The organism is Streptomyces netropsis, assembly GCF_014203545.1.
Classification (GTDB): domain Bacteria; phylum Actinomycetota; class Actinomycetes; order Streptomycetales; family Streptomycetaceae; genus Streptomyces; species Streptomyces netropsis.
This window is the reverse complement of sequence record NZ_JACHJG010000013.1, coordinates 152,110-179,068: the sequence shown is the minus strand read 5'-3', so window position 1 is coordinate 179,068 and position 26,959 is coordinate 152,110. Positions and strand designations below refer to the sequence as shown.

Below are 26,959 nucleotides of genomic sequence, written 5' to 3'. Positions count from 1 at the left end.
GATGACAACGAACCCCTCCTCCTCCCAACCCCACTTAACCCGGGCGCCGATGGCACGGGCGGTGCCGAACTCCTACGCGGACAAGCCCTGGCTCGGACTGCTCAGCGAGGCACAGCGGAAGCCCGTCGATCCGCCGCCGAGCGTGCTGTACGCCTTCCGGGACGCCGTGCGGCGCGCTCCCGACCGTCACGCGCTCGCCTACTTCGACGGGCGGCTCACCTACCGCCGGGCCGACGAGATGTCCGACGCGATCGCGGGTCACCTCGCCGGGCGTGGCTTCCGGCGCGGCGACCGGGCGGCGGTCGTGCTGCAGAACTCCCCGCACTTCGTCCTCGCCGTCCTCGGTATCTGGAAGGCGGGCGGCACCGTCGTCCCCATGAATCCCATGTACAAGGCGGCCGAGGCCGGCCACATCCTGCACGACGCCGGGGCCACGGCCCTGATCTGCGCGGACCGCGCCTGGGCGGAGCGGCTGCGGGAGGCGGCGGACTCCTCGCCCGTCCGGATCGTCCTCACGGCCTGCGAGTCCGGCCTCCAGACCCGCGACGACACCCGGGTGCTGCGCGGCGGCCGGCTGCCCGTGCCCGAGGACGCCGAGGACTTCCTGACCGTGGCCCGCTCCGGCGCCGGGGCGCCCGAGGGCATCGACCTCGGCCCCGGGGACGTCGCACTCATCAGCTACACCTCGGGCACCACCGGCCGTCCCAAGGGCGCCATGAACACCCACGGCAACGTCTGCCACAACGCCGAGCGGCAGCGCACCGGATCCGGGCTGCCCGAGGGCTGCACCTACTTCGCCCTCGCCCCGCTGTTCCACATCACCGGCATGGTCGCCCAGCTCGCGGCCTGCGTCGCCGGGGCGGGGACGCTCGCGCTCGCCTACCGCTTCGAACCCGGTGTCGTCCTCGACGCGTTCCTGGAGCACCGTCCCGCCTACACCGTGGGCCCGGCCACCGCGTTCATGGCCCTGATGGCCCAGGAGGGAGTCGGCCGGGACCACTTCGCGTCCTTCCGCATGATCTCTTCAGGCGGAGCCCCGCTGCCGCCCGCGCTGGTCGAGCAGTTCCGCGCCACCCTCGGCCCGTACCTCCACAACGGCTACGGACTCACCGAGTGCACCGCCCCCTGCGCCGCCGTCCTGCCCGGCCTCGAGGCCCCGGTCGACCCCGTCTCCGGCACCCTCGCCGTCGGGGTGCCCGGCGCCGACACCCTCGTCCGCGTCGTCGACGAGCAGGGCGCGGACGTCCCCTTCGGCGAGCAGGGCGAGATCGTGGTGCGCGGTCCGCAGGTGATCCCCGGTTACTGGCGGCGTCCCGAGGACACCGCCGCCGCCCTGCCCGGCGGCGAACTGCGGACCGGCGACATCGGTTTCATGGACCGCGACGGCTGGCTCTACGTGGTCGACCGCAAGAAGGACATGATCAACGCATCGGGCTTCAAGGTGTGGCCCCGCGAGGTCGAGGACGTCCTCTACACCCACCCCGCCGTCCGCGAGGCGGCCGTCGTCGGGGTGCCGGACCCCTACCGGGGGGAGACGGTCAAGGCCTGGATCAGTCTCCGGCCGGGCACGACCGCGGACCCGGCCGCGGTCGTCGCCTACTGCCGCGAGCGGCTCGCCGCGTACAAGTACCCGCGCGCGGTCGAGATCCTGCCGGACCTTCCCAAGACGAGCAGTGGCAAGATCCTCAGACGGGAGCTGCGCGGCCGGGCGTAGCACAGCACTTCGGCGACAGGCGGGTGGCGGCGATGACCAGGACGACGACGGCCGGAACGACGGACGGCGGCGGCAGGGCCGTGCCGCAGCGGCTGCTGGCCGCCGCCACCCGCCTCTTCGCGGACCAGGGCTACGACCGGACGTCCGTGCAGGAGATCGTCGAGGCGGCGGGCGTCACCAAGGGCGCGCTCTATCACTACTTCGGGTCGAAGGACGACCTGCTGCACGAGGTCTACGCGCGGGTCCTGCGCCTCCAGCAGGAGCGGCTGGACGCGCTGGCGGGCTCGGAAGCCCCCGTCGAGCGGCGGCTGCGCGACGCGGCCGCCGACGTCGTGGTCACGACGATCGAGAACCTCGACGACACGAAGATCTTCTTCCGGTCCATGCACCACCTCGCGCCGGAGAAGGACAAGCAGGTGCGCGCCGAACGCCGCCGCTACCACGAGAGATTCCGCGCGCTGGTCGAGGAGGGCCAGCGCACCGGGGTGTTCAGCGCGGCGACCCCCGCCGACCTGGTGGTGGACTACCACTTCGGCTCGGTCCACCACCTGGGCAGCTGGTACCGCCCCGACGGTCCGCTGAGCCCCCAGCAGGTCGCGGAGCACTTGGCGGACCTGCTGATGCGGGCCCTGCGGCCCTAGCCGGCGCTCCGCCCCGGGCCCCGGTCCTCAATCTCCCGGACACGGCACAGCAGCCCGTCCGGCGCTTGAGGACGCGCCCGCAGGGCGCTCGCCGCCGCAGGCGTCACAGACGGCCACGGCCGAAGACCCGCAAGCCGGTGGGCCGGCGCAAGCCGCCCGCAGGGCTAGCGGTACCGCTTCAACTCCCGCCGCGCCAGCGACCGCTGATGCACCTCGTCCGGCCCGTCGGCCAGGCGCAGCGTCCGCGCCGCGGCCCACAGCTCGGCGAGCGGGAAGTCCTGGCCGACACCGCCCGCGCCGTGCAGCTGGACCGCCTTGTCGATGATGTCGGCGACCGTGCGCGGCGTCGCGATCTTGATGGCCTGGATCTCCGTGTGCGCCCCGCGGTTGCCGACGGTGTCCATCAGCCACGCGGTCTTCAGCACCAGCAGCCGCAACTGCTCGACCGCGACCCGGGAGTCGGCGATCCACTCCTGGACGACGCCCTGCCCCGCCAGCAGCTTGCCGAACGCCGCACGGTCCACCGCGCGCCGGCACATCAGCTCGATGGCGCGCTCCGCCATGCCGATCAGCCGCATGCAGTGGTGGATCCGGCCGGGGCCGAGACGGGCCTGGGCGATGGCGAACCCGCCGCCCTCCTCACCGACGATGTTCGCCGCCGGGACGCGGACGCCGTCGAAGACCACCTCGGCGTGGCCGCCGTGGTAGTGGTCCTCGTAGCCGTAGACCCGCATGGCACGCCTGATCTCGACGCCGGGGGTCTCGCGGGGGACGAGGACCATGGACTGCTGGCGGCGTGGGTCCGCGCCCTCCGGGTCGGTCTTGCCCATCACGATGAAGATCTCGCAACGGGGGTTCATCGCCCCGGAGATGTACCACTTGCGGCCGGTGACGACGTAGTCGTCGCCGTCCCGCTCGATCCGCGTCTCGATGTTCGTGGCGTCGGAGGAGGCGACCTCCGGCTCGGTCATCGCGAACGCGGACCGGATCTCGCCGGCGAGCAGCGGCTGGAGCCAGCGCTTGCGCTGCTCCTCGGTGCCGAACTGGGCGAGCACCTCCATGTTCCCCGTGTCGGGGGCCGCGCAGTTGAGGGCGGTGGGGGCGAGCTGCGGGCTGCGGCCGGTGATCTCGGCGAGCGGCGCGTACTGGACGTTGGTCAGCCCGGCGCCGTACTCCGCGTCCGGTAGGAACACGTTCCACAACCCCCGCCGCCGGGCCTCGGCCTTCAGCTCCTCGACGACCGGCGGGGTGTCCCACGGGTCCGCGAGGGCGGCGCGCTGCTCCTCGGCGACCGCCTCCGCCGGGTACACGTGCTCGTCCATGAAGGCCAGCAGCCTGCCGCGCAGCTCCTCGGTGCGCGCGTCGAACGCGAAGTCCATGGCTCAGCCCTCCTGCAGGGTGGTGAGGCCGCCTTCGACGAAGAGCGGCACGAGCTGCCCGATGCGGTCGAAGCCCGCGCCGAGGGTCTGGCCGAGCGTGTAGCGGTAGTGAATGCCTTCGAGGATGACCGCGAGCTTGAAGTAGGCGAAGGCGGTGTACCAGGGGAGAGCGGAGACGTCGCGGCCCGAGCGCGCGGCGTACCGCTCGACGATCTCGGCGGGTTCGGGGTGGCCGGGGGCGTCGCGCGTGGTGGAGATCGGCGAGCCGGGAACGGGCCGCTGCTCGCTGTACATCATCAGCAGCCCGAGATCGGTGAGCGGGTCGCCGAGCGTGGACATCTCCCAGTCCAGGACGGCCTCGACGGTGTCGTCGGCGCCGATCAGGACGTTGTCCAGCCGGTAGTCGCCGTGCACGACGGTGGGCGCGGGGGAGGGCGGGAGCGCCTTGCCCAGCGCTTCGCGCAGCTCGTCGATCCCGGCCAGCTCGCGGTTCCTGGAGGCCTCCAACTGCTTGCCCCAGCGCCGCAGCTGCCGCTCCAAGAACCCCTCCGGCCGCCCGAAGTCCCCGAGCCCGACCTCCTCCGGGTCCACGGCGTGCAGGTCCACGAGCGTGTCGGCGAGGCCGAGGACGACCTCGCGGGTCCGGGCGGGGCCGAGGGCGCCGAGCTGTTCGGCCGTGCGGTACGGGGTGCCGGTCACGAACTCCATGACGTAGAAGGGCGATCCGAGGACGTCCTCGTCCTCGCAGAGCGCGATCGCCTCGGGCACCGGCACGGCGGTGTCGCGCAGCGCGCTGATCACCCGGTGCTCGCGCCGCATGTCGTGGGCGGTGGCGAGCACGTGCCCGAGCGGCGGGCGGCGCACCACCCAGCGGCCGGTGCCGTCCGTGACGGCGTAGGTGAGGTTGGAACGTCCCCCCTCGACCAGATCCGCGCCCAGCGGCCCGCGCACCAGCCCCGGCCGCTCCCGCTCCAGATACGCGCGCAGCCGTTCCAGGTCGAGCCCTGGGGGGTTGCCCTTGCTCATCGAGTGCTCCTCCACGGGGAGTTGAACATGCGGACGTGCGGTCCCCGATCATGATGCCGACCGGTCGGTATGCCGTCTAGGGGGCACCGGGGACGAAAGTGATCCGCTTTCGCGTCCCCCTGGCCTCTCCCCGGCCGCGGACCGCCCCCGGGCCGACCGGCGCGGGGGCTCGCGCGGGCTCAGGCGTGGCAGGCCATCGGTTTGCCACCGTTCATCGTCATCATGTCGCCGAGTACTTCCGGCAGGTTCAGCGGGGCGCCCAGCGGAAGCCCCTCCAGCTCGGCGTACGCGCGGTGCAGATTGGCGACCAGGCGCTCGCTCTCGCGCAGCGACGCGAACTCCCCGAGATCCGCCGCGCGGGCCGCCTCCAGCGGGGTGCGCCCCGCCGCGCGGGAGGTGCGGGCCAGCTCGTCGACGTACCGGAGATAGGCCTCGGTGGCGTCGTACACCCCGGGGTCGGTGACGGGGCCGTGGCCGGGCACCACGATCCGGGCGTCGAGCGCGCGCAGCCGCTCCAGCGCGCGCAGCGATCCCGCGAGGGAGCCCATCATGAGGAAGGGGGTGCCGCCGTTGAAGATCAGGTCGCCGGTGAAGACGATGCCCTGCTCCGGCAGCCAGGCGACGGTGTCGCCGACGGTGTGGGCGACGCCCGGGTGGATCAGGCGTACCTCGATGTCGCCGATGTGGACGGCGAGCGAGTCGGAGTAGGTGAGCGTGGCGGGGGTGATGGCGACATCGCCGTAGTCGACCCCGGGCCAGATGCCGTGCAGCTGGTGTCCCGCGGCGAGGGTCTCCTCGCGGCAGGCCGTGTGCCCGACGACGGTGGCCTCGGGGAACACGCAGTTGCCGTAGGTGTGGTCGCCGTGGTGGTGGGTGTTGACCACGGTGGTGGGCAGCGGAGCGCCGCTGTCGGTGACGGCGGCGCGCAGCAGGCGCGCCCGCCGCTCGGTCGCGGCGGTGTCGATCAGCAGGGTCCGGCCGCCCGCCGTCACGAACCCGGCGTTGTTCAGGCACCAGCCGCCGTCGGGCTGGACGAACGCGCTCACCCCTGGTGCGAGCGGCACCGTGTACGGCTCCGTGTCCGCCGGTTCGACGGCTCGGGCGGTGGTCGAGCTGGACATCGCTGGCCTCCCCTTGCGTCCGCGCGGGCGCGCGGATCGGACTGACCGTCAGAATACGGTCAGGGGCCGGCCGGGGGAGGGCCGGTCAGGCCCGCCGCTCCATGCCCGGGCGCAGCCGCTCCAGCAGTCCGTAGAGCGCGGTGCGCTCCTCCTCGTCGAGGGCGTCGAGCGCGCTGTGCGTGGCCTGCATCTCGGCCCGGACCCGGCGGATGGTCTCCAGGCCCTCGTCGGTGGCGACCACGTTCTTCACCCGGCGGTCGCGGGGGTCGGGCTCGCGGCGGACCAGGCCGCGCGATTCGAGGCGGTCCACGATGCCGGTGACGTTGGAGGCGTCACAGACCAGCAGGGTGGCCAGGCCGCGCATCGGGACCGGGCCCTTGAGCTGGGCGAGCAGCTTCGCCTGGACGGAGGTGAGCCCGTGCCGGGCGGCGGCGGCCGCGAAGTCCTGCCACTGGGCGGTGCCGAGCGCCGCCACCAGCTCCAGGAGCTGGGCCTTGGTCGGGGGCTGGGGGGTGATCGCGGTCATGGTTCGAGTGTACTCAAGGAGCTTGAGCCCGTAAAACATTAACTTGACTACGTGAACTATTTAAGCCTACCGTGCATCGAGTTGCTTGACGATCTCAAGCATCCATGTCGTGAAGTAACTCGAAGGACCCGCCACCCCTCATGAGTACCCAAGCCACCACCGCATCCGGCGGCGGGCAGCGGAACGAGACGGTCATCGTCTTCGCCCTGAGCCTCGCCGCCATGGTCGTCTCGATGATGCAGACGCTGGTCGTGCCGATCCTCGGCCTCATCCAGAACGACCTCGAAACCTCCTCGGCCAACGTCAGCTGGGTCACCACCGCCACCCTGCTCTCCGCCGCGGTCTTCACCCCGCTGCTGGGCCGCTTCGGCGACCAGCACGGCAAGAAGCAGACCCTCGTCGGCGTGCTGATCGTCATGGTCGCGGGCTCGGTCCTCGCGGCCGTCACCCACTCCCTGCTGTGGCTCATCGTCGGCCGGGTGCTCCAGGGCGCCGCCACCGCGATCTTCCCGCTCGCGCTGTCCGTCCTGCGCGAGGAGGTCCGCCCCGCCAAGCTCCCCGGCGCGATGGCCATGGTCAGCGGCACGCTCGCGTTCGGCAGCGGCCTCGCGCTCGTGGCCACCGGCCTGCTGACCTCCGGCGACAACCCCGACTACCGCAGTGCGTTCTGGCTGGCCACCGGCCTGGCCGCGCTCGCCCTGCTGGCCGTCGTCCTCCTCGTCCCCGCCACCCGGCAGACCACCGGCGGCCGCACCGACGTCCTCGGCGCGCTGAGCCTCGCCGCCGCCCTCGTGCTGCTCCTGCTGCCCATCACCCAGGGCCACGAATGGGGCTGGTCCTCCACCCGGACGATCGGCTGCTTCGCCGGCGCCGTGGTGATGGCCGCCCTCTGGACGATCGTCGAGCGCAAGGTGCGCGAGCCGCTGGTCGACATGAAGATGTTCGCCCACCGCCCGGTGCTCTTCGCGAACATCGCCGGTCTGCTCGTCGGCTTCGGCTCCTTCGCGCTCTTCATCGGCGTCTCCTACCTCGTGCAGATGCCCTCGAAGATCGCCGGTTACGGCTTCGACGCCAGCGTCCTGCGCGCCTCCGTCCAGTTCCTGCTGCCCAGCACGATCGTCTCGCTGCTCGCGGCCCCCGTCGGCGGCCAGCTCGTCCGCCACAAGGGCCCGCGCCTGGTCCTGCTGCTCGCCTCGATCGTCGGCACCGCGGGCTTCGTCTGGATCGCCCTCGACCACGAGCACGCCTTCTCCGTCATCGCCGCCGGCATGTTCGTCGGCGCGGCCATCAGCTTCGGCTACGCCGCCATGCCCGCGGTGATCGTCGCCAGCGTGCCGCCCCACCAGACCGGCATCGCCAACGGCATCAACTCCATCTCCCGCTCGACCGGCAGCGCGATCGGCAGCGCGATGATCACCACGGTGCTCGCCTCCAAGAGCCTCGAGCACCTGCCGCCGGGCGCACCGAGGCTGCCCGCCGAGAGCCAGTTCTCGCTGACCTTCGTGATCGCGGGTACCGCGTTCCTGCTGGTCGCGTTCGTCGCCTGGCTGGGCCTGCGCAAGGTCCACGGCCCGCGCCCCGCCGAAGTGGCGGACCACGCCGCCCCGGCGGACGCTGGGACCGCATCCGCCAAAGCCTGACCCTCCGGCCCCCGCCAACCCTCCCGTAAGGAGCACCACCATGAAGGCCATCAGCTACCGCGCCTACGGCGGACCCGAGGTCCTGGAGTTCGGCGAGCTCCCCGAGCCCAAGGTCGGTCCGGACTCGGTCCTGATCAAGGTCCGGGCCGCGGCCGTCAACCCCGTCGACTGGAAGGCCCAGGCGGGCTACCTCGACGGCATGCTCCAGGCCGTCTTCCCGGTCGTCCCGGGCTGGGACGTCTCCGGCGTCGTCGTCGGCCTGGGCGCGGACACCCCCGAGTTCGAGATCGGCGACGAGGTCATCGGCTACGTCCGTGAGGACTTCCTCTCCCGGGGCACCTTCGCCGAGTACGTGGCCGCTCCGGTGCGCACCCTCGCGCGCAAGCCGGCCAACCTCACCTTCGAGCAAGCCGCGGGCATCCCGCTGGCCGGCCTGACCGCCTACCAGGCGCTGCGGGCCGCCGGAACCGGCGAGGGGGACACCGTCCTCGTCCACGCCGCCGCCGGCGGGGTCGGCACCATGGCCGTACAGCTCGCCAAGCACCTCGGCGCCCGCGTCATCGGCACGGCGGGCGAGCGCAACCACGACTACCTCCGCTCGCTGGGCGCCGAGCCCGTCACCTACGGGGACGGCCTGGCCGGGCGGGTGCGGGCCCTGGCGCCCGAAGGCGTCGACGTGGTCCTCGACCTGGTCGGCGGCGGAACGATCCACACCTCGCCCGAGGTGACCGCCCCCGGCGCCCGGCTGATCTCCATCGCGGACCCGGACGTGGCGGCCCTCGGCGGCCGCCTGCTGTGGGTGCGTCCCGACACCGCCGATCTCACCGCGCTCAGCCACCTGGCGGAGCAGGGTGTGCTGACGGTCGAGGTCGCGGAGGTGTTCCCGCTGGAGAAGACGGCGGACGCGCAGCGGCTGAGCGCGGAGGGGCACACGCGAGGGAAGATCGTGGTCACCGTCTGACGGTCGCCGGCGGCGGGCTGGTGGGGGCTCGGGTCTTCGCCCCTTGTGCGGGCCCGGCCCCTTCGCCTGCGGCGGGCAGTGTGGTTCGGGCCGTCGGCCCGTGCGGGCCCGGCCGGGGGCGGGCCCGTGCCGCTCCGGTGGGTTGCGGGGCTGCTTCGCTTTACGCCCCGCGACCCACCTGCGCGTCCCGGGCCCTCAGGTCCGTGGGCCTGCGGCGCCTCCGCCCCTGGTGGGGAGGGGCATCCGGGCTCTCGTGCCCGTGACCCGGCCGTAGCAGGCCACCTACTGCCGGCCGCCGGTGTCATCCCGCGACCCGAGCAAGCGCCGGTAGGCTTCCAGGCCGTCCGGGACCCAGTCCCACTCGGGGAGCCGTGCCGTCAGCTCCTCCTCGGTGAGGAAGGCGTGCCAGGCGACCTCCTCGGCCTGGGGCTCGACCGGCAGGTCGCACCGCACCTCGTAGACCGCCGACCACCACGAGTGTTCCGGAGTGCCGTAGAGGAAGCGGAACAGCGGCGTGGGGGCCGGCAGGCCGCTGACGCCCAGTTCCTCCTCGGCCTCGCGCAGCGCCGCCGTGTCGTACGACTCGCCGGCTCCGACCACACCCCCCACGAACATGTCGTAGCGCGAGGGGAAGACGAGCTTCGTGGCGGTGCGGCGGTGCACGAAGATCCGCCCCGCGCCGTCCCTGGCCAGGACGAAGACGCAGCGGTGGCGCAGCCCGCGTGCGTAGGCCTCGCCGCGGGGCGCCTGTCCCACGACCTCGTCCCGCTCGTCGACGATGTCCAGCAGCTCGTCGGCCGCCCGCCCTTGCTGATCGGTCATGCGGCCATCCAACCAGCCGGCCGGCGCGCGCGGCTCAGCGCGGCTGGAGATCGCGTACCCGGCCCGCGTCGCCCACCCCCGGTGGCATCGCCGGGTGGCGGCCGATCAGCACGATGCCGATCACGATCGCCGCCAGCCCCGCCGCCTCCCAGGCCAGCGCCGCGGTCGTGGTCCGCACCTGGTCTCCCAGGAACCCCACCCCGCACACGATGCCCGCCAGTGGCTGGGCCGCCGTCAGGGCGGGCAGCGACAGCCGCAGCGGGGCCGTCTCGAAGGCGCTCTGCACGAACACCAGCCCCACGACGCCGAGGACCACCACCGCGTAGGGCTGCCAGCTCAGCAGCAGCGCGGCCCAGCCGCCGCTGTGCAGCCGCTGGCCGCTCAGCCGGGTCAGGGCATCCTGAACGCCGTACAGCAGGCCTGCCGCCACGCCCAGCAGCGCCGCCTCCACGGTCATCCGGACCCGCCTGGAGACCGCCGCCAGCAGGAGCGCCGTGCCCACCATCGGGCCGATGAACAGCCACTGGCGCAAGGGGTCGGCGGTGGTGTCCCCGCCGTGCGGGCGGCCCGCGACGATGAACGCCGTCACCCCGCCCGCCAGCAGCCACAGCCCGCCCCAGCCCGCCGGTCCGAGCGGCTGCCCGGTCTGCCGGCGGGACAGGGCCATCGCGAACAGCAGATTCGTTGCCAGCAGCGGCTCCACCAGCGAGACCTCGCCCCGGCCGAGCGCCACCGCGCCGAGGGCCATGCCGCACACCATCAGCCCGATGCCGGCCAGCCAGCGGGGCATCCGGGCGAGGTCCAGCAGCAGCCGCAAGGACAGGAAGTCGCTCATCGGGGCGTGCTGGGCCGCGTTCTGCTGGAGAACGAATCCGACACCCAGGCAGAACGCCGCACTCAGGGCGAAGACGAAGACCAACACGCCGTGCACCTCAAGACCAGCGGGTCGTAGGAGACTTGACGGGACGAGGCTAACCGCCGTAGGGCGGTGCGACGGCCGGGTGCCGGTCTTTCGGCTCGCCGGGCGGGCAAACGGCCGAACGGTGTCCCGGCCTCCACTCTCACGACCGAACAGTCGTTCGTCGATCGGACATGCTGTCCCTCGGTAAGGGGATCTGACGCTACGTCAATTGATGAAGTGTCAGCTCAAGATCGGTCTTGACTCGGAGCCGTGACTACCGCTTTGCTGTGCGTGATTGCGACAGCTTGTTTGCGGACGCCTTGACCCGGCGCCCGGAGGGGACGTACGCCGTGGAGGAAGCCCGACGATGACGCCCCCACCCCCCTTGGGCCGCCCCCGGAACAAGGACGGGCTGACCTTCGACCCCGCCCTCGACGACACCGAACTCGCCACCGTCCGCGACGCGCTGGCGAGGGGCCGCTGGGCGGACGCCCGTAAGCTCCTCGCCGAGACCGGCGACGACTGGGACCGCCGCGGCCACCGCCTCACCGTCCTCGGCGAAGGTTCCACCAGCGTCGCCTGGGCCCGGGAGTGGCAGCTCGCCGAGCCCGACAGTCCCGACGCCGCCGCCCTCCTCGCCTGCGCCACCGTCTTCCGGGCCGTGCGCGGCAAGGGCAGCCCCGAGGCGGCCCGCGCGTGCGCGCTGACCGCGGCCAGGATGGCCCCGGCCGATCCGTCCCCCTGGCTCGCCATCCTCGTCCTCGCCCGCCGGACCGGCACCGACGACGAGCGCGTCCGCGCCTTCGACCAGGTGCGCGCCCGCCACCGCGACCACCACCACGCGCACCACCTGATGGCCGCCTGCCTGGCCGAACACCAGAGGGACGACCGGGACGACCCGCTGCACGAGGTCTACGACTTCGCCTCCTGGGCCGCCGAGCAGGCCCCCGCCGACTCGCCCCTGGCCGTCCTGCCCGTGGTGGCCCACGCCGAGCGCTACCGCGTCCTCGCCCAGGCCGGCCTCGAACCCCGCGACCCCGCCCGCTCCGGGCACTGGGCCACCCGGCGGGCCCGGCAGGTGATGAAGGCGGCCTTCGACTGGTGGCTCGAATGGGACGTCGACGAGGACGCGGCCGCCACCGCCCACCCCCGCCGCAAGGTCGACCTCAACTACCTCGCCCACGCCAAGCTCCACGAGGGCCGGATGGCCGAGGCCGCGGCCCTGCTCACCCGCATCGGCCCGCACGCCGTCCGCGCCCCCTGGTCCTACCCCGACCGGGATCCCGCCAAGGCGTTCCACGCCGCTCGCCGCGCCGCCCTCGGCGCGGCGTGACCCGCGCGGACCCCGCGCCACCCGCGCGCGTCCCCGCCGGTCGCGTGCGCACCCCCAACCCCGCTCACCCCCCACGGGAAGGACGACCCCCGCCATGTCGACGGGCACCACGAGCGAGATCAGCACCTTCAAGGGCCAGGACAGACGCCTGCGCGCCGACCGGATAGGCCTGGCCGGACTGTTGCTGTCGGTGGTCGCCGCCAGCGCGCCCCTGATGGTCACGGCCGGCGTCATGCCCACCACCTACGGGACCATGGGCATCGTCGGGCAGCCCCTCCTCTACGTCATCCTCGGCGTGGTGCTGACGCTGTTCGGCTTCGGCTACGCCGAGATGAGCCGCCACGTCCACAATGCCGGGGCCTTCTACGCCTACATCGCCCGCGGCCTCGGCGGCACGGCCGGCGCCGCCGCCTCCGTCGTCGCGCTGGTCGCCTACAGCGCCATGCAGTTCGCGATCTACGGCATCTTCGGCTACGAACTCTCCGGGCTGCTCGCCACGTACCTGCACGTCGACGTCGCGTGGTGGCTGCCCGCGCTGGGCGCCGTGCTGATCGTCGGTGCCCTCGGCTGGCTCAAGATAGACCTCAACGCCAAGGTCCTCGGCGTGCTGCTGCTCGTCGAGTGCGCCATGGTCGCCGTCTTCGACGTCGCGGGTGTCGCGAGCCCCGGCAAGGACGGCTTCTCGCTGCACGCGTTCAACCCCGAGACCCTCGGTGGCGCCGGCCTGGGCACCGCGCTCTGCTTCACCATCGCCTCCTTCGTCGGCTTCGAGCAGGCCGCCGTGTACGCCGAGGAGACCACCCGTCCGCAGGAGGTCGTCGCCCGGGTGACCTTCCTCGCCGTCGGCTTCGTCACCCTCTTCTACGCCGTCAGCTCCTGGGCGCTGAGCGTCGCCGCCGGGCCTTCGCAGATCGTCGGCGAGTCCCGGAAGGAAGGCCCGAACCTGCTGTTCGCCCTCACCGCCGACCGGTTCGGGAACACCTTCACCGACGTGATGCACGTCTTCTACGTCACCGGCATGTTCGCCGCGATGCTCAGCTTCCACAACGTCGTCGCCCGCTACGCCTTCGCCATGGGCCGCGAGGGCCTGCTGCCCGCCGCCTTCGGCCGGACCTCCAAGGCCAGTGGCGCGCCCGCCCACGGCTCGCTGCTCCAGAGCGTCGTCTCGCTGCTCGCCGTCCTGCTCTTCGCGATCACCGACGACAAGCCGCACGGCGACCCGACCGCGCCCGTCCAGCGGCTGTTCACCTGGATGGGCAACGTCGGGGCGCTCGGCATCATCGTCCTGATGGCCGCCGCGAGCGCCGCGGTCATCGTCTTCTTCGTCCGGCGGGGCGCGGCCCGTGCCCAGGCCCCGCGGCTGGTGGCCTCCGGCGTCGCCGGGCTCGCGCTGCTCGGCATCCTCGTCTACGCGGTCAAGGACTTCGACGTGCTGCTCGGCGCCGACCCCGGTTCCGTCCTGCGCTGGGTACTGCCGGGCATCGTCGCCGCGGCCGTCGTCCTCGGGCTGGTCTACGGGCTGGTGCTGAAGTCCGCGCGGCCGGAGCGGCACGCCCGGATCGGGCTGGGCAACGAGGCGTTCCTGCTGGAGAAGGCGGCGGCCGCCCCCTTGTCCGAGTCGTCCCGCCGCTGACCGGTCTCAGGCCTCCGAGCCGCCCAGCCCCTGGCTCACCCGCCGCGAGACCGTGAACGCGTACAGGTCCAGCACCCCGGGCGGCTCCGCCAGCCCGGGACCGCCGGCCCGCACCCACGCGGCGATGTCCGCCAGCGCGTCGTCGTCGTTGACGAGCCCCAGCCACACGGGCCGCCCCCCGGCGGCCCGGCCCGCCGCCGACGGCTGAACCACCATCACATTCGCCTGGTCGCACACGTCCAGGCACTCCGACGCGCGCACCTGCGCGGCCCCGTCGACGGCGCCGCGCAGCCTCGCTATCTGCCCGCCGTGGTCGACACCGGGGATCTTCGCCGGGTCGCCGCAGCAGCAGCCGCGGCAGACCGTGATCCGGCAGGGGGCGGGAGCGGAAGGGGCGCGGCGGGTGCTGTTCGAGATCACCGGCCCGATGATACGCAGGCCGGGCCCGTCCGTCCGTTGACGAGAGGATGACTGTATGTCCGGCAAAACCGCCCTGGTGCGCCGCCCGGGGCCCCGGCTCGCCGAGGGTCTGGTGACCCACATCGAACGCACCCCCGTCGACGCCGCGCTCGCCCTGCGCCAATGGCACGGCTACGTCGAGGCGCTGCGCGCGCACGGCTGGCGGACCGTCGAGGCCACCCCCGCCGACGACTGCCCGGACGGGGTCTTCATCGAGGACACCATGGTGGTCTTCCGGAACGTCGCCCTCATCGCCCGTTCCGGCGCGGCCGGGCGCCGGGCCGAGAGGGCGGGGGCGAAGGAGGCCGTCGCGGCGCTCGGCTGCTCCGTCGACCGGATCCGTGAGCCCGGCACGCTCGACGGCGGCGACGTCCTCAAGGTCGGCGACACCCTCTACGTAGGCCGGGGTGGACGTACGAACGCGGACGGCGTACGGCAGTTGCGCGCGGTCTTCGGCCCGCTGGGCGCCCGGGTGGTGGCCGTCCCCCTCGGGGGCGGCGCCAAGGTGCTGCACCTGAAGTCCGCGGTGACCGCGCTCCCCGACGGCACGGTCGTCGGGCACCCGTCGCTCGTCGACGAGCCGTCCCTCTTCCCGCGCTTCCTGCCGGTGCCCGAGGAGTCCGGTGCGCACGTCGTGCTGCTGGGCGGCGACCGGCTGTTGATGGCCGCCAGTGCCCCGAGGACGGCCGCGCTCTACGCCGGCCTGGGATATCGGCCGGTAGTGGTGGACATCGGCGAGTTCGAGAAACTGGAGGGCTGCGTGACCTGCCTGTCGGTGCGGTTGCGCGAGTTGTAGGCCCGTTGTGGACCCGATCGGAAAACTCTCGGGCGGCACTGCTTGAAGCGAGAAGTAAACGCCCGGGAAGCGGCGTTCGGCGGCCCATTCCTTTTGAGCCAAAGAGCCGAAACGGATCACCGGTGCGAACTCTAGCCAACGCGCGTGCCGCTCCCTATTATTCGAACGCTCCCAGTCCTACGGACCGCAGGAGGGCAGCACAGTGGCTTGGCATGTGCATGCTCGTATCAAAACCGTGCTCGAAGGACAATGCCGTGGTCCATGGCTCTTTCGTCGGTCCGGAACCACTGACTCCTGACGCTCCCGCAGCCGAGTCGGCACCCCATCGACCCGCCCCTACCGCTCAGGGGAAAGCGTGAATTCACAGCCGTGATTCCCGCGGTGCGGGCACTTCAGGATCCTTTCGTCTTCCCCTCGCGCCGTAGGGCGCGAAGACAATCGACAGGAGAACCCATGCCCGGCGGCATTCTCACCGGCAGCGCGATCGCGGCATTACTCGCCGCGCCGCTCGCCACGCACAACCCCGCGTCCCTCATCACCCCGCCCCCCGACAAAATCGTGATCGAGATAGCGACCGTCAATGGGTCGGGATGTCCCGCGGGAACCGCGGCGGTGGCCGTCGCCCCCGACAACACGGCCTTCACCGTCACCTACAGCGACTACCTCGCCCAGGTGGGCGTCGGTTCCAAGCCGACCGACTTCCGCAAGAACTGCCAGCTGAACCTGATCGTGCACGTGCCGCAGGGCTTCACCTACGCGATCGCCAGTGCCGACTACCGCGGATTCGCGTCCCTGGAGTCCGGTGCCGTCGGCACCCAGAAGGCGTCGTACTACTTCCAGGGGTCGTCCGCGACCACGCCGAGCAGCCACGCCTTCAGGGGTCCGTACAAGGACAACTGGCAGGCGAACGACCGGGTTCCGGTCGGCGCGCTGGTCTGGGCGCCCTGCGGTGAGAAGCGGAACTTCAACATCAACACCGAACTCCGCGTCGGCGCCGGCAGCTCGGACCCGAGCAGGACGACGAGCTTCATGACGATGGACTCGACGGACGGCGACATCAACACCGTCTACCACCTGTCCTGGAAGGAATGCCCGAGAACGGCCTAGCCGTCACGCCCCGCGGACGCGGGCGACCAGCGGACCCGCGGGGGCGCCTTTGGCGACCGGCGGGTCCGCCGGAGGCGTTCCGGCGGGCTCGCGCCCGCTCGTGATCCTCGCGGCACCCGGTGCGCGCGGCCGTTCAGGGTCTTTGCCCGCCTTTTGCACACCGGGACTTTATGCCCTTGCAACCACCCCACCTGCGGGGATAGCGCTCCGCAGGCCCATCGTCACCCATAGGGTATAGACCTCTGGCGGAAATCGAGCGAATGTGGGAAATCCCCATGCGAAGACGAGCGGTCCGCACAGCCCCCAGGGCCGCCCAGGCGTCGGAGACGAGTCCTCGTTCAGCGCCCTTCGCGCTAGTCGATTGCCAGAGCCCCCTATGCCTCCCAGTAGCCACATCCTGAGCTCCTCGCATACGGCCCATGTCTTTCCCGGAGCCTTCCCCGCTCCCGGGGCCCCCGGCGTCCCCGACCCCCTCCGGACCCGGGCGCCGCACCCGCAGCGACTCCTCGGCCACGGGGGCCGCGGCATGCCGCTGTGCATGCACAGCCCGCCCTCGCGCTGGGCGCCGCACTACCTGCCGCCCGGTCTGCCCTCGCACACCATCTCGCTGCCCTCCTCGACCCGGTCCGTCGCGGCCGCGCGGCGCTTCTCCGAGCGCCGGCTGAGCGAGTGGGGGCTCGCCGAGCTCGCGGCGGACACCACGCTCCTGCTCTCCGAACTCGTCACCAACGCCATCGTGCACGTCCCGATGGCGGCCGGTGACGTCCGCCTCGTCCTCACCCGCGCCTTCGACCACCTGGTCGCCCAGGTCACCGACGCCGGCGGGCTGCTGCCCCACTGCGCCGAGGCCGGGCCGGACAGCGAGAACGGGCGGGGGATGTGGCTGGTCGAGCAGATCGCCGCCCAGTGGGGCCACCACGCGTGCGACGAGGGGAAGACCGTCTGGTTCACGCTGCGCATCCCGGCGGGCACGCCCGGGGCCTGACCGGGGCGGTGACCTCCCGTGGACCGCTTCCGGGCCGCCGCCGGTGGTGCTTCCCCGGCGCCGCGGGCTGCGAGGTGGGCCGGTTCGGAGAGACCATGGAAGTCGCTGCGGCGCACGGGACGAGGAAAGAGGGACAGGCAGACCGGCACGAGGCCGCCGCACCACCCCGAGCGGGCGGAGGGAGGTCCTCGCATGGGCAGTGCCGACACATTCCGGCCCGAGCCCGGCCGGATCCCGGCCGGGCACACCGCCCGGCACGAGCCGGGCAGCCTGCTGGACGTACTGAGCGTCGCCGCCGTGGTCCTGGACCAGGACGGCCGCATCGTGCTGTGGAGCCCCCAGGCCGAGGAACTGTTCGGCTGGACCCCGGCCGAGGCGCTCGGGTCGTTCGCCGCCCGGCTGCTGGTCGCCGAGGAGGACTTCGAGACGGTCCTCGCGGAGTTCGCCCGGGTGGTCAGCGAGGGCGGGGGCTGGGCCGGTGTCTTCCCCGCCCGGCACAAGAACGGCGGCTCCCGGCTGATCGAGCTGCGCACCATGCGGCTGGAGGACGAGGACGGCAGGCTGTACGCCCTCGGGATGTCCACCGACCAGGCGGTCCTGCGGGACGTCGAACGGGACCTTGCGCTGTCGCTCCGGCTGGTGGCCCAGTCCCCGATCGGGCTCGCCGTGCTGGACACCGAGCTGCGGTACGTCCTGGTCAACCCCGCCCTGGAGCGCATCAACGACCTGCCCGCCGAGCGGCACCTCGGCCGGCCCGTCCGGGACGCGCTGCCGTTCGCGGACACCGAGCAGATCGAGTCCGCGATGCGCCGGGTCATGGAGACCGGCATCCCGCTGCTGGACGAGTTCTCCGTCGGCCGTCCCGTGGGCAGCGGCGTCGGCCCCGACCGGGCGCTGCTGGTCTCCTACTACCGGCTGGAGGACGCCGGCGGCCGCCCCCTGGGCCTCGCCACCTCCGTCGTGGACGTCACCGACCGGCACCGCGCGGCCGCCGAGGCCCGCCGCAGGCTGTCCCTCGTCGCCGACGCCTCCGTACTGATCGGTACCACCCTCGACCTCGACCAGACGGCCCGGGAGCTCGCCGAGGTCGTCGTGCCCGACCTGGCGGACGTGGCCGCCGTCGACGTCCTCGACACCGTCCTGGGCGGCACCCGCTCCGGTTCCGTACCGGGCGGGCAGGCGGCCGTCTTCCGCGCGCTGGCCGTGGCGGCGAGTGACACGGCCGAGGCCGCCGAGGCCGTCCGCGCGGCCGACCCCCCGGGGCAGATCGCGAAGTACGACGCCGACCGGCTGGTCACCCAGTGCGTCAGCACCGGCCGCCCCGTCCACATCGCCCACGTCACCGCCGCCGACCTGCCGCGCATCGCCCGGGACGAGGCCGCCGTCCGCCTGCTGGCCGACGCCGGGCTGCACTCCTACATGGCGGTGCCGCTGATCGCCAGGGGCGAGGTGCTCGGTGCCCTGGACCTCAAGCGCATCGGCAACCCGGCGCCCTTCGGCGAGGACGACGTCGTCCTCGCCGGCGAACTGGCCGCCCGCGCCGCGGTCTGCATCGACAACGCCCGCTGGTACCAGCGCGAACGCGCCACCGCCCTCACCCTCCAGCGCGATCTGCTGCCGCACCGGCCCCCGCAGCTGGCGGGCCTGGACATCGCCTACCGCTACCAGCCCGCCGGGCTCGCCAACAACGTCGGCGGCGACTGGTTCGACGCCATCCCGCAACCCGGCGGCAAGAGCGCCCTCGTCGTCGGCGACGTGATGGGCAGCGGCATCAACGCCGCCGCGGCGATGGGACAGCTGCGCACCGCCGCCCGCACCCTGACCGGCCTCGGCATCGACCCGGCACAGGTGCTGCGCCACCTCGACGACACCGCCTCCGGGCTCGACCAGATGATCGCCACCTGCGTCTACGCCGTCTACGACCCCGAGCGCGGGCGGGCCTGCGTGGCCAACGCCGGGCATCTGCCGCCCGTCGTCCTCCGCCCCGGCCACCGCCCCGAACTGGTCGAACTCCCCACCGGGGCCCCGCTCGGCGTCGGCGGCATCCCCTTCGAGAGCGTCAGCGTGGACCTGGCCCCCGGCGACCAGCTGATCCTCTACACCGACGGCCTGGTGGAGACCCGCGACCAGGCCATCGACTCCCGCCTGGAGGCCCTGCTCGCCCTGCTCGACGGCCCGCCCCGGGAGCCGGAGGCCACCTGCGACCTGCTGCTGAAGGACCTGCCCGAGGGCAACGACGACGACGTCGCCCTGCTCATCGCACGGGTCCGTGCAGAGCCGGACCCCGTCAGCGAACCGCCTAATCCTTCTCCGGCTTCTCCGGATTCGCCCGCACCGTGACGGGCAGCTCCCTGAGGGCGTGCGAGCGGAACGAGGTGCGCCAGCGCAGCCGGTCCGCGGGCACGGTGAGCTCCAGGCGGGGGAACCGGCGCAGCAGCGTCTCCAGGGCGATCTGGATCTCCATCCGGGCCAGCGGTGCCCCGAGGCAGTAGTGGATGCCCTGGCCGAGCGCGAGATGCGCCTTGTCCGCCCGGTGGACGTCGAAGCGGTCCGGGTCCGGGTAGCGGGCGGGGTCGCGGTGGGCGGAGGCCAGGCAGAGCAGCACCGTGTCGCCGACCGGGATGCGTACCCCGCCGAACTCGACGGGCTCGGTGGGGAAGCGGCGGATGGCCATCTGATTGGGGTGCGCGTAGCGCAGCAGCTCCTCCACGGCCGCGGGCAGCAGCGCCGGGTCGGCCCGTACCTCGGCGAGCTGGCCGGGGTGGCTCAGCAGGGTCAGCAGACCGCCGCTGATCAGGTGCTGGGCGTTCTCGCTGCCGGCCATGAGGATCAGGAAGGCCAGGGAGACCAGCTCGTCCTCACTGAGCCGGTCGCCGTCGTCGCGGGCCGCGATGAGCGCCGAGAGGAGGTCGTCGCCGGGATCCGCCCGACGGGCCGCGACGAGGTCCACCAGGAAGCGGTGGATGTGGTCCACGGCCTCCACGATCTGCCCCGGGTGCTCCGGGGCGAGCATGGTCGCGACCCGCTCCGAGAAGGGCCGGCGGTCCGGCTCCGGCACCCCGAGCAGATCCCCGATGACGACCAGCGGCAGCGGATTGGCGAAGGCGGCGACGACGTCGACGGGGCCTTCGCGGACCGCGAGTTCGTCGGCGAGCCGGTCTGCCGCGGCCTGTACGCGCCCCCGCAGGTCCTCGACGCGCCGCGGGGTGAAGCCCTTCGAGACCAGGCGGCGCAGCCGCAGATGGTCCTCGGGGTCGATGTTGAGGAGGTTGGCGTCCAGCGCCGGGGGCAGGGAGAAGCCCTTGTAGCCCACGCCGGAGCGGTCCTTGTTGACCGACAGCCGCGGATCGGTGATGCCGGCGCGTACATCGGCCTCCCGGGTCACGAGCCACACCGGGGAGCCGTCCGGCAGCGCGATGCGGTGCACGGGCGCGGCCTCGCGCAGCCGCGCGTAGACGGGGTAGGGGTCGGTGAAGAACGTCCCCACGAAGGGTTGGGGGAGAGCGGGGGCCGTGGTCCGGTCTGTCATGCGGTCTGCTCCGACGAGGCGTGGCTGAGCGGGGTACGGGCGAGGGTGTCCGCCACGATCGGGGACGTGGCGAAGGCGCGGGCCAGCGTGCGCTGGAAGGACAGCTCGGCGGCCAGGTCCTGGGGTTCGGCGGCGAGCGGGGTGCTCGCGTGCTCGGCGGGCCGCAGGCCGTGCTCCTTCGCCCGCAGGGCGGCGGCGAGCAGTGCGGCCTCGACGGTCGCGGCGAGGTCGTCGCCCGTCAGCCCGGCGTCCGCGGCCCGGGCCACGGCGGTCTCGGCGACGGCGGGGTCCATCCACGTCCGCAGGGCCCACTGGGCGTCCCGGATCTCGATCACCGTGCGGTACACCCGGGTGCGGCGGTCGGCGTCCGGCTCCAGTTCGAGCACCGGCTCGGGCACCTGGGCGGTCAGGACCCGGTGCAGGGGCCGCAGTTCACCGTGGGCCCGGCGCAGGTCGATCCGTGCCCACAGGGCGCTGAGGGAGCGCCCCCAGTCGGGCATCGTCCAGCCTGCCGTCTTCCCGATCGTGTTGACGGTGACCGCGATCGGCACGATCGGCTCCCAGGCGTGGCCCGTCGTGCCGAACTGCCCGGCGACGATGTCGGCGGCCCGGCAGCCCGCGTAGAGCAGGCCGGCGGGCAGCGTGAGGGCCACGAGCCGCAGGCCGCGGCGCAGCCACGGGGTGGGGGCGATGTTGGCGTAGCGCCAGCACAGGATGCACACGTCGATCTGATTCCAGGCGTAGGCGATCAGATAGACACTGAGGTACGCGGGGTAGAACTGCGCCCTGCTCAGCGCGAAGTCGGTGGGGCGCTCGTGGAGTTCGGTGGCCAAGGAGAACAGCGTCACCATGACGATGATGGTGGCGCCGATGCCGATGAGGCGCGGTGTCGCCTTGCGCCAGGCGACGTTCCGCTCGTAGGTGAGGTGCAGCAGGACCAGCTGCTGGCAGGCGGTCAGGAGCATGACACAGCTCTGGGTGAACAGGCCCGAGAAGTTGCGGATGCCCACCGCCTCGCTGGTCGCCACCCAGACCGCAGGGGTCGACACGGTGAAGATCAGGAAGGGTATGAAGAAGTTGCCGGCGAGGGCCCATTGCGCGGGGGACCGGTCGACGCGCAGGACTCTCGCCTTGTAGAGGAACGCCAGGAGGTTCACCGCGGCGCACGTCGGATACATGACGCTGTTCAGGGTGTTGTTCATTCTTTTACCGTTCGTCTCGCTCACGGGCCGGGCGCTCCAGCGCGGACAGCCGGGCCGCGAGTTCCGCGGCCTCCGGTGGTACCTCCCACACGCGCTGTGTGGTCCAGCTACCGATCTGCCGGCCGAGGAGGGAGCCGATGAATTCGGCCTCGCGCTCGGCGGGCGAGTGCGCGTGCTCCCGGCCCAGGACCCGCTGCACCAACTCCGGGTCGAGGGAGGGCAGCAGCAACCGGGTCGCCTCGGGGGTCATCACCGGAGCCGCCTCGTGGTCGCAGACGAAATGCCCGATCTCATGGAGAATGACCTGGCGTTGGTGAATGGGTGCGAGCCGCTCCTCGAACGCGATGAAGTCCCGCTCCTCCGCCGACACCCACATCCCGTCGGGGCTGCCGGGCGGAAGCGCGAGCGGTACCAGATGAATGGGGCGGCCGAACCGCTCGCCGAGATGGTCGAGGAGCGATTGAATGGTCAGTTCGCCCGGGGGAAGCCGGAGCGCGCGCACGCGCTCCTCGCAGTCGAGCCGGAACGAGGTGAATTCACGGTCCGGCTCTTTCCGGCGCCAGCGCATCACCATCATCAACGGTCGTCGTTCATTACCGGCGGCCCGGGCGGCGCCGGAAGGTCCCGTAACTCGTTCTGCGCCTGCGCCGCGGAGGCGAGGATCTCCTGGAGCAGGCCCGACAGCCGGTCCACGGGCGGCGCGTGGCCGGTCCCGGGGGAGCCGGGGGAGCCGGGGGAGGACGTGCGCAGGGCCACGCCCTCCACGCGCTGGGTCCGCAGCACGCGCAGGGTCTCCAGTTCCTCGTTCACCTGGTGGAAGACCTGCTCGTCCAGGAAGTACGCGTCTCGTGAAATGCCCAGGCTGTAGGAGACCTTGAGGAGGGTCTCCAGGGTGAGGTTCGAGCCGTCCGCGGATTCCGCGTGGGACAGCGTGCGTTTGGAGACGCCCGCGCGCTCGGCCAAACCGGCCAGGGTGAAGGGGCCTTCGGGGTGGTGCTGGCGCACGTACCGCAGCCGACGGGCGATTTCGGCCTTCGCCGCCTGGATCCGCTGCTCCAGGGAGGGCCGTGCCGACGCCTCCGGAGCCCCTCCCCCCTGATTCATCCTTCAACCTCTCGGATGTCGATGTGCGGCACCGTCGACGCCGCGGCGCGGCGGTGTGCCGACCGGAGGACTCTAACTTCCTGGTGAAGTCCCTAGCCAGTCCCGGCCGGCCGTTCCGTCGCCGAGGACGCGGCCTTCCTGCGGTAACGGCATCGGCAGGCGGATCGAATGCCCGGCTTACGGGCGGTGCATGCGTATTTGAGGTCGAGTTCGAGTGCATTATGTTGCAACTTCGATGCAGCAAGTTGCGATGACCGGATCCGGATGGCTAACGTCCCCGGTGTTGCGTGCGGCGGTCACTCAGAGCCACGGGGGTGCATTGAGTGACGCCGCCGTTCCTTTTCCTTGCGCACTCGAAAGCCTGTGCGCGTAAAATGCGGACACCATGTACCGCACCATGATGAAGTCCAAGATCCATCGCGCCACCGTGACCCAGGCGGACCTGCACTATGTGGGTTCCCTGACGATCGACGCCGATCTGATGGAAGCCGCAGACCTGCTGCCCGGCGAAAAGGTCGACATCGTCGACATCGACAACGGCGCCCGGCTGTCGACCTATGTCATCGAGGGGCCCCGCGGCTCCGGGGTGATCGGCATCAACGGCGCCGCCGCGCGTCTGATCAGCCCCGGTGATCTGGTCATCATCATCGCCTACGGCTCGATGGACACCGCGGAGGCTGCCGCCTTCGAACCCCGGGTCGTCTTCGTCGACGAGCGCAACGCCGTCGTCGACCTGGGCAGCGACCCCGCCGCCGTCCCGGACGGGTCCGGTCTGCGCCGGGGCGACCTCGTCGAGAGCTGATCCGAGCCGGGCACGCGCTGCGGCCTCAACGGCGGACGGGCTTGGCGGCTGAGCTCAGCCGATTCCAGCCCGTCCGGCGCTTGAGGACACCGCCGCGCAGCGGAGGTGCGGGCCTACGCGCCCGCCGCCTCCGCCACGGCACGGGCCGTCAGCTCCCCGGCCCGGCGGACGCGCTCGTCCTCGCTCGGACGGCAGCGGCCGAGCTCCGGGTCGTAGGCGGCCATGATGGCGCCCGCGTGGTCGGCGTGCACCTCGTCGAGACGGGCCGCCCAGCCGTGCGCCTCCAGGGCCGCCACCAGGTCACGGGAGTACGCGACGTCGATCTGTTCGTCCGCCGTGCCGTGCACCAGACGGACCGGCACCGGCGTCGCGGCGGGGCCGGCGGCCAGATCGACCAGGGGCACGTGCCCCGTCGTCCGCGCCGGACGGTCGTACCGCGAGGCGATGCCCACGACCGCCCGGGGACGCCAGCCGTCGGCCACCTCCGGGTGCAGCGCGACCCCCAGCGCGGCGGAGGCCCCCGCCGACCAGCCGGCGAGCACGATCCGGTCCGCGTCGCCGCCGTGCTCGGCGGCCCGCGCGCGGACGAACTCCAGCGAGCCGAGCAGATCCGCGCGCCCGCCGTCGGCCGCGTCGGAACGCCAGTCCGGTGCGAAGACGACCGTGCCGAGGGCCGCGACCTCCCACGCCAGCGGCATGAGGATGTCCCGCTCGTCGGGGCCTATGCCGTGCCACAGCAACACCGTCGGCAACGCCGCCGGGGCGCTCGAAGGCCGGTAGACGTCGATGGACTTGCCGTTGGGCGCCAGGGCGAGCCGCTGCTCGACACCGCTACGTACGGGCATGCCGGACCTTCCGATCGTGAACGGAACCTCACAAGCCGTCACGCTATCAACCGACTTCCGGCACGCGGCCGTCACCCGATGCGGCCGCACGGGCCGCACCGTCGGCCTGCTCGGAGGCGTCGGCCGGCAGGGCCGCGAAGACGACCGCCACCCGCACCAGCCAGGCGGTCTCCGCGGCGAGGTCGGTGAACGCCGGGCCCTCGGCGCCGACCCGCGCGCGGTCGGCGTCGGCCACCGTCCGGCCCCGCGCCCGCGCCCGCAGGGCCGAGGCGATCCGCAGGGCCTCGACCCTCGCCCGCAGTTCGTCCCCGGACAGCCCCGCCTCATGGCTCGCGCGGGTCACCTCCGCCATCGCCTCGGGGTCGGCGTGGGCCCGCAGGGCGAGCTGCCCGTCCCTGATCTCGATGACCCGGCGGTAGAGCCGGAACTCCACCTGCCGCACCGCCAGCCGGTCGGCCAGCTCGCTGCGCGCCGGGGCGAGCGCGATGGTGGGAACGGCCTCGTGGAGCGCCGCCCACAGCGGATAGAGCCGGCGGTGCCGGCGGTACGCCGTCACCCACCGGCCCGCCGCGGCCACGCGCGGGCCCCACCCCGGCAGCGTCCAGCCCACCAGGGTGATCGCCGAGCCGAGGTCCCCGCACAGCCAGGCGACGGTCTCCAGGTGGCGCAGATCGAAGCCGAACGCGATGCCGAGGATGTTGCCGGCCCGGATGCCGCCGTAGCCGAGGGTGATGAACGCCCCGACGGCCGTGACCCGCAGACCCCGCCGCAGCCAGGTCCGTCCGGCGACCGCGGAGTAGCCCCAGCAGACGCGGACGACGTTGATCTCGCCGATCAGGTACGCACCGACGTAGAGCGAGAGATAGGCGATGTAGTACGGATCGTGCACGTAGTAGAGCGTGAAGTCCCTCGGGCGCTGCGCGGTCGGGGTGAGCAGCCAGAAGAGGGTGGCCAGCGACGCGATGGCCGCCACCCCGAAGCACAACTGCAGCCGGGCCAGCACCCGGGCCCGCTCGGGCGGCCGGGCCCAGTACGTCAGCACGAGCTGCTGGCCGACGAGGAGCGCCATCACACAGCTCTGGGCGAGCAGTGCCGCGATGTTCGGCACCCCCAGGAGATCGTCGACGCGGACCCACACCACCGGCAGCGAGATGAAGAAGCTCAGGCCCGAGAGGGTGAAGACGGCACACAGGGCGAGCAGGGCGGGGTCCGCCGGGTTCTGCCGCAGGGAACGCCACTTGTAGAACAGGCCGGCCCAGGCGGCGACGGCGCCGAAGGCGTGGAGGGAGGTGATCACGTCTCGTCCTGGGTGGAGCTGCGCAGCGACCGGTCCAGCCGCTCGACGCTTTCGGCTGCCTCGCTGGGCACGGTCCAGTTGCGCTCCAACGGGCGCCGGTTGGCCTCCTGGAGGATCAGGGAGGCGATCATCTCGGCCTCCTGCTCCTCGGCCGAGGTGTAGTACGTACGCTGCAGCACGCTCTGCACCATCCGCGGATCGAGCGTCGGCAGCACCAGCCGCGAGGTCTCCTCGCCCAGTACCGCGTTCTCCTTGTGGCCACAGATCACGTGGCCCAGCTCGTGGGCGATGATGTGCTCCTGATGGAGCGGGCTGGTATCGGATTCGTAGAAGATGTAGTCGACTTCGGGCCCGGATATCCACAGCCCGCACGGCCCGTCCACGGGCAGGTGGATGGGCTCCAGCCGGATGGGCCGGCCATGGCGCTCGGCGACCCTGTCGCACAGCTCCCAGACGTCGAACGGTATGGGTATGTCCAGGCTGCGAACCCGTTCCAGGCTTCGCCGGTGCAGCCTCTTGAAGTTCACGGTGTGGGTCCCCCCGTGGCTTTGTCGCGCCGCGCTCCCGACGCTGCTAGGGGTGGTGCTTCTCGGGCCGGTTGGCCGGAAGGCCCTCCAGCTCGCGGACGCGCTCGATCACTTCGTTGATCGAGTGCAGACTCTTGGGGGACAGCCCGGCCGCACGCAGCGCGACCCGCTGCACCTGGGTGTCGCGGAAGGCGACGAGCAGGCGCAGGTCCGCGTTGACGGCCTCGGTGACCCGGTCGTCGAAGAAATAGGCCGGCGGCACGCCGAAGAACTTCGCCAGCGCCTCCAGGTGCCGCAGCGTCGGATTGTCGCGCTGCCCCTTGCGCAGCAGCCAGATGTAGCTCCCGGAGATCGACACACCCCCGGTGGTGATCGAGCGCGCCACTTCCTCGGTGCTGTACGGCTCACGGCCGGCCGGTACCACCGTGTTGAACAGATGATTGAGCTTGTCGGCGAGCGTGTGCTCGGCAGGGGCGTCGGGGTCGTTCATGATCACACCTCCCTCCAGCGGGTCAATCTAGCTTAGAGGCCACCGGCGACCCCATGAGGCGCACCCGGCAATGCAGTTGACAGCCGTACCGGTCGCTGCCTAGCGTCCCTGCTGTCGGT

At 72.3% G+C, this 26,959-nt stretch carries 26 protein-coding genes; 11 read left to right on the top strand and 15 right to left on the bottom strand.

What is annotated here, in order from left to right:
* The first annotated feature begins 49 nt into the window (after nt 1-49).
* The gene (locus FHS38_RS27335; protein ID WP_184737934.1) at nt 50-1,714 is read left to right on the top strand and encodes an AMP-binding protein; all 1,665 of its coding nucleotides are present in this window, start codon (nt 50-52) and stop codon (nt 1,712-1,714) included.
* A 32-nt stretch (nt 1,715-1,746) separates the two neighbouring features.
* Nucleotides 1,747-2,355 (top strand): TetR/AcrR family transcriptional regulator, encoded by a 609-nt coding sequence (locus FHS38_RS27330; RefSeq protein ID WP_184737932.1) that lies wholly within the window; start codon nt 1,747-1,749, stop codon nt 2,353-2,355.
* 164 nt (nt 2,356-2,519) lie between these two features.
* On the opposite strand, the gene FHS38_RS27325 is transcribed toward FHS38_RS27330, so the two are convergent.
* From FHS38_RS27325 to FHS38_RS27310, 4 genes are all read right to left on the bottom strand, one after another.
* Nucleotides 2,520-3,734, bottom strand: coding sequence for an acyl-CoA dehydrogenase family protein (locus FHS38_RS27325; protein ID WP_184737930.1), 1,215 nt, complete (start codon nt 3,732-3,734; stop codon nt 2,520-2,522).
* Between the two features lie 3 nt (nt 3,735-3,737).
* Complete coding sequence (locus FHS38_RS27320) at nt 3,738-4,760, bottom strand: phosphotransferase family protein (RefSeq protein WP_184737929.1); 1,023 nt, start codon at nt 4,758-4,760, stop codon at nt 3,738-3,740.
* A gap of 179 nt (nt 4,761-4,939) precedes the next feature.
* Complete coding sequence (locus FHS38_RS27315) at nt 4,940-5,881, bottom strand: MBL fold metallo-hydrolase (RefSeq protein WP_184737927.1); 942 nt, start codon at nt 5,879-5,881, stop codon at nt 4,940-4,942.
* A gap of 85 nt (nt 5,882-5,966) precedes the next feature.
* Complete coding sequence (locus FHS38_RS27310; RefSeq protein WP_184737925.1) at nt 5,967-6,407, bottom strand: MarR family winged helix-turn-helix transcriptional regulator; 441 nt, start codon at nt 6,405-6,407, stop codon at nt 5,967-5,969.
* Between the two features lie 140 nt (nt 6,408-6,547).
* Here FHS38_RS27310 and FHS38_RS27305 point away from each other — a divergent pair, with 140 nt between their 5' ends.
* Complete coding sequence (locus FHS38_RS27305) at nt 6,548-8,047, top strand: MFS transporter (protein ID WP_184737923.1); 1,500 nt, start codon at nt 6,548-6,550, stop codon at nt 8,045-8,047.
* Nucleotides 8,048-8,087: 40 nt separating this feature from the next.
* Nucleotides 8,088-9,008, top strand: a complete 921-nt coding sequence (locus FHS38_RS27300; protein ID WP_184737920.1) for an NADP-dependent oxidoreductase — start codon at nt 8,088-8,090, stop codon at nt 9,006-9,008.
* A 282-nt stretch (nt 9,009-9,290) separates the two neighbouring features.
* On the opposite strand, the gene FHS38_RS27295 is transcribed toward FHS38_RS27300, so the two are convergent.
* Together FHS38_RS27295 and FHS38_RS27290 are read right to left on the bottom strand one after the other, a co-directional pair.
* Nucleotides 9,291-9,830, bottom strand: coding sequence for an NUDIX hydrolase (locus FHS38_RS27295; RefSeq protein ID WP_184737918.1), 540 nt, complete (start codon nt 9,828-9,830; stop codon nt 9,291-9,293).
* A 34-nt stretch (nt 9,831-9,864) separates the two neighbouring features.
* Nucleotides 9,865-10,752 (bottom strand): DMT family transporter, encoded by an 888-nt coding sequence (locus FHS38_RS27290; protein WP_184737916.1) that lies wholly within the window; start codon nt 10,750-10,752, stop codon nt 9,865-9,867.
* 346 nt (nt 10,753-11,098) lie between these two features.
* Between FHS38_RS27290 and FHS38_RS27285 the strand changes: the two genes are divergently transcribed.
* Both FHS38_RS27285 and FHS38_RS27280 read left to right on the top strand, forming a co-directional pair.
* A complete protein-coding gene (locus FHS38_RS27285; protein WP_184737914.1) occupies nt 11,099-12,064 on the top strand; it encodes a hypothetical protein in 966 nt (321 codons plus the stop codon).
* Between the two features lie 94 nt (nt 12,065-12,158).
* Nucleotides 12,159-13,697 carry an APC family permease gene (locus tag FHS38_RS27280; protein WP_184737912.1) on the top strand — a complete coding sequence of 513 codons (1,539 nt, stop codon included), beginning with the start codon at nt 12,159-12,161 and terminating at the stop codon, nt 13,695-13,697.
* Nucleotides 13,698-13,703: 6 nt separating this feature from the next.
* Here the strand turns inward: FHS38_RS27280 and FHS38_RS27275 are convergent, their stop codons facing one another.
* Nucleotides 13,704-14,114, bottom strand: a complete 411-nt coding sequence (locus tag FHS38_RS27275; protein WP_184738080.1) for a (2Fe-2S) ferredoxin domain-containing protein — start codon at nt 14,112-14,114, stop codon at nt 13,704-13,706.
* A gap of 58 nt (nt 14,115-14,172) precedes the next feature.
* On the opposite strand from FHS38_RS27275, the gene ddaH reads away from it, so the two are divergent.
* The 4 genes from ddaH to FHS38_RS27255 all read left to right on the top strand — a co-directional run bounded on the left by ddaH (nt 14,173) and on the right by FHS38_RS27255 (nt 19,384).
* A complete protein-coding gene (gene ddaH / locus FHS38_RS27270) occupies nt 14,173-14,952 on the top strand; it encodes a dimethylargininase (RefSeq protein ID WP_184737910.1) in 780 nt (259 codons plus the stop codon).
* Nucleotides 14,953-15,405: 453 nt separating this feature from the next.
* Nucleotides 15,406-16,059, top strand: a complete 654-nt coding sequence (locus tag FHS38_RS27265; protein WP_184737908.1) for a DUF4360 domain-containing protein — start codon at nt 15,406-15,408, stop codon at nt 16,057-16,059.
* Nucleotides 16,060-16,597: 538 nt separating this feature from the next.
* Nucleotides 16,598-17,044, top strand: a complete 447-nt coding sequence (locus tag FHS38_RS27260; protein WP_184737906.1) for an ATP-binding protein — start codon at nt 16,598-16,600, stop codon at nt 17,042-17,044.
* A gap of 192 nt (nt 17,045-17,236) precedes the next feature.
* A complete protein-coding gene (locus FHS38_RS27255; RefSeq protein ID WP_184737904.1) occupies nt 17,237-19,384 on the top strand; it encodes a SpoIIE family protein phosphatase in 2,148 nt (715 codons plus the stop codon).
* Here the strand turns inward: FHS38_RS27255 and FHS38_RS27250 are convergent.
* From FHS38_RS27250 to FHS38_RS27235, 4 genes are read right to left on the bottom strand one after another with little or no spacing between them, the layout of a single operon-like run.
* Nucleotides 19,344-20,573, bottom strand: a complete 1,230-nt coding sequence (locus tag FHS38_RS27250; RefSeq protein WP_184737902.1) for a cytochrome P450 family protein — start codon at nt 20,571-20,573, stop codon at nt 19,344-19,346. The genes FHS38_RS27255 and FHS38_RS27250 overlap by 41 nt on opposite strands.
* The gene (locus FHS38_RS27245; RefSeq protein WP_229822781.1) at nt 20,570-21,775 is read right to left on the bottom strand and encodes an MAB_1171c family putative transporter; all 1,206 of its coding nucleotides are present in this window, start codon (nt 21,773-21,775) and stop codon (nt 20,570-20,572) included. Before FHS38_RS27245 ends, FHS38_RS27250 begins: the two co-directional genes overlap by 4 nt.
* A 4-nt stretch (nt 21,776-21,779) precedes the next feature.
* Nucleotides 21,780-22,352, bottom strand: coding sequence for an ImmA/IrrE family metallo-endopeptidase (locus FHS38_RS27240; RefSeq protein ID WP_221495392.1), 573 nt, complete (start codon nt 22,350-22,352; stop codon nt 21,780-21,782).
* On the bottom strand, nt 22,352-22,879 hold the full coding sequence (locus FHS38_RS27235) for a helix-turn-helix domain-containing protein (RefSeq protein ID WP_184737898.1): 528 nt from the start codon (nt 22,877-22,879) through the stop codon (nt 22,352-22,354). The genes FHS38_RS27240 and FHS38_RS27235 overlap by 1 nt, the downstream gene beginning before the upstream one ends.
* A 385-nt stretch (nt 22,880-23,264) precedes the next feature.
* Between FHS38_RS27235 and panD the strand changes: the two genes are divergently transcribed.
* Nucleotides 23,265-23,681 carry an aspartate 1-decarboxylase gene (panD, locus tag FHS38_RS27230; RefSeq protein WP_184737896.1) on the top strand — a complete coding sequence of 139 codons (417 nt, stop codon included), beginning with the start codon at nt 23,265-23,267 and terminating at the stop codon, nt 23,679-23,681.
* 113 nt (nt 23,682-23,794) lie between these two features.
* Here the strand turns inward: panD and FHS38_RS27225 are convergent, their stop codons facing one another.
* The 4 genes from FHS38_RS27225 to FHS38_RS27210 are packed head-to-tail and all read right to left on the bottom strand — an operon-like array spanning nt 23,795 to nt 26,840.
* On the bottom strand, nt 23,795-24,526 hold the full coding sequence (locus tag FHS38_RS27225; RefSeq protein ID WP_184737894.1) for an alpha/beta hydrolase: 732 nt from the start codon (nt 24,524-24,526) through the stop codon (nt 23,795-23,797).
* A gap of 46 nt (nt 24,527-24,572) precedes the next feature.
* Complete coding sequence (locus tag FHS38_RS27220) at nt 24,573-25,823, bottom strand: MAB_1171c family putative transporter (RefSeq protein ID WP_184737892.1); 1,251 nt, start codon at nt 25,821-25,823, stop codon at nt 24,573-24,575.
* The gene (locus FHS38_RS27215; protein WP_184737890.1) at nt 25,820-26,350 is read right to left on the bottom strand and encodes an ImmA/IrrE family metallo-endopeptidase; all 531 of its coding nucleotides are present in this window, start codon (nt 26,348-26,350) and stop codon (nt 25,820-25,822) included. The genes FHS38_RS27220 and FHS38_RS27215 overlap by 4 nt, the downstream gene beginning before the upstream one ends.
* A 46-nt stretch (nt 26,351-26,396) precedes the next feature.
* Nucleotides 26,397-26,840, bottom strand: coding sequence for a helix-turn-helix domain-containing protein (locus tag FHS38_RS27210; protein WP_184737887.1), 444 nt, complete (start codon nt 26,838-26,840; stop codon nt 26,397-26,399).
* Nucleotides 26,841-26,959: the final 119 nt, after the last annotated feature.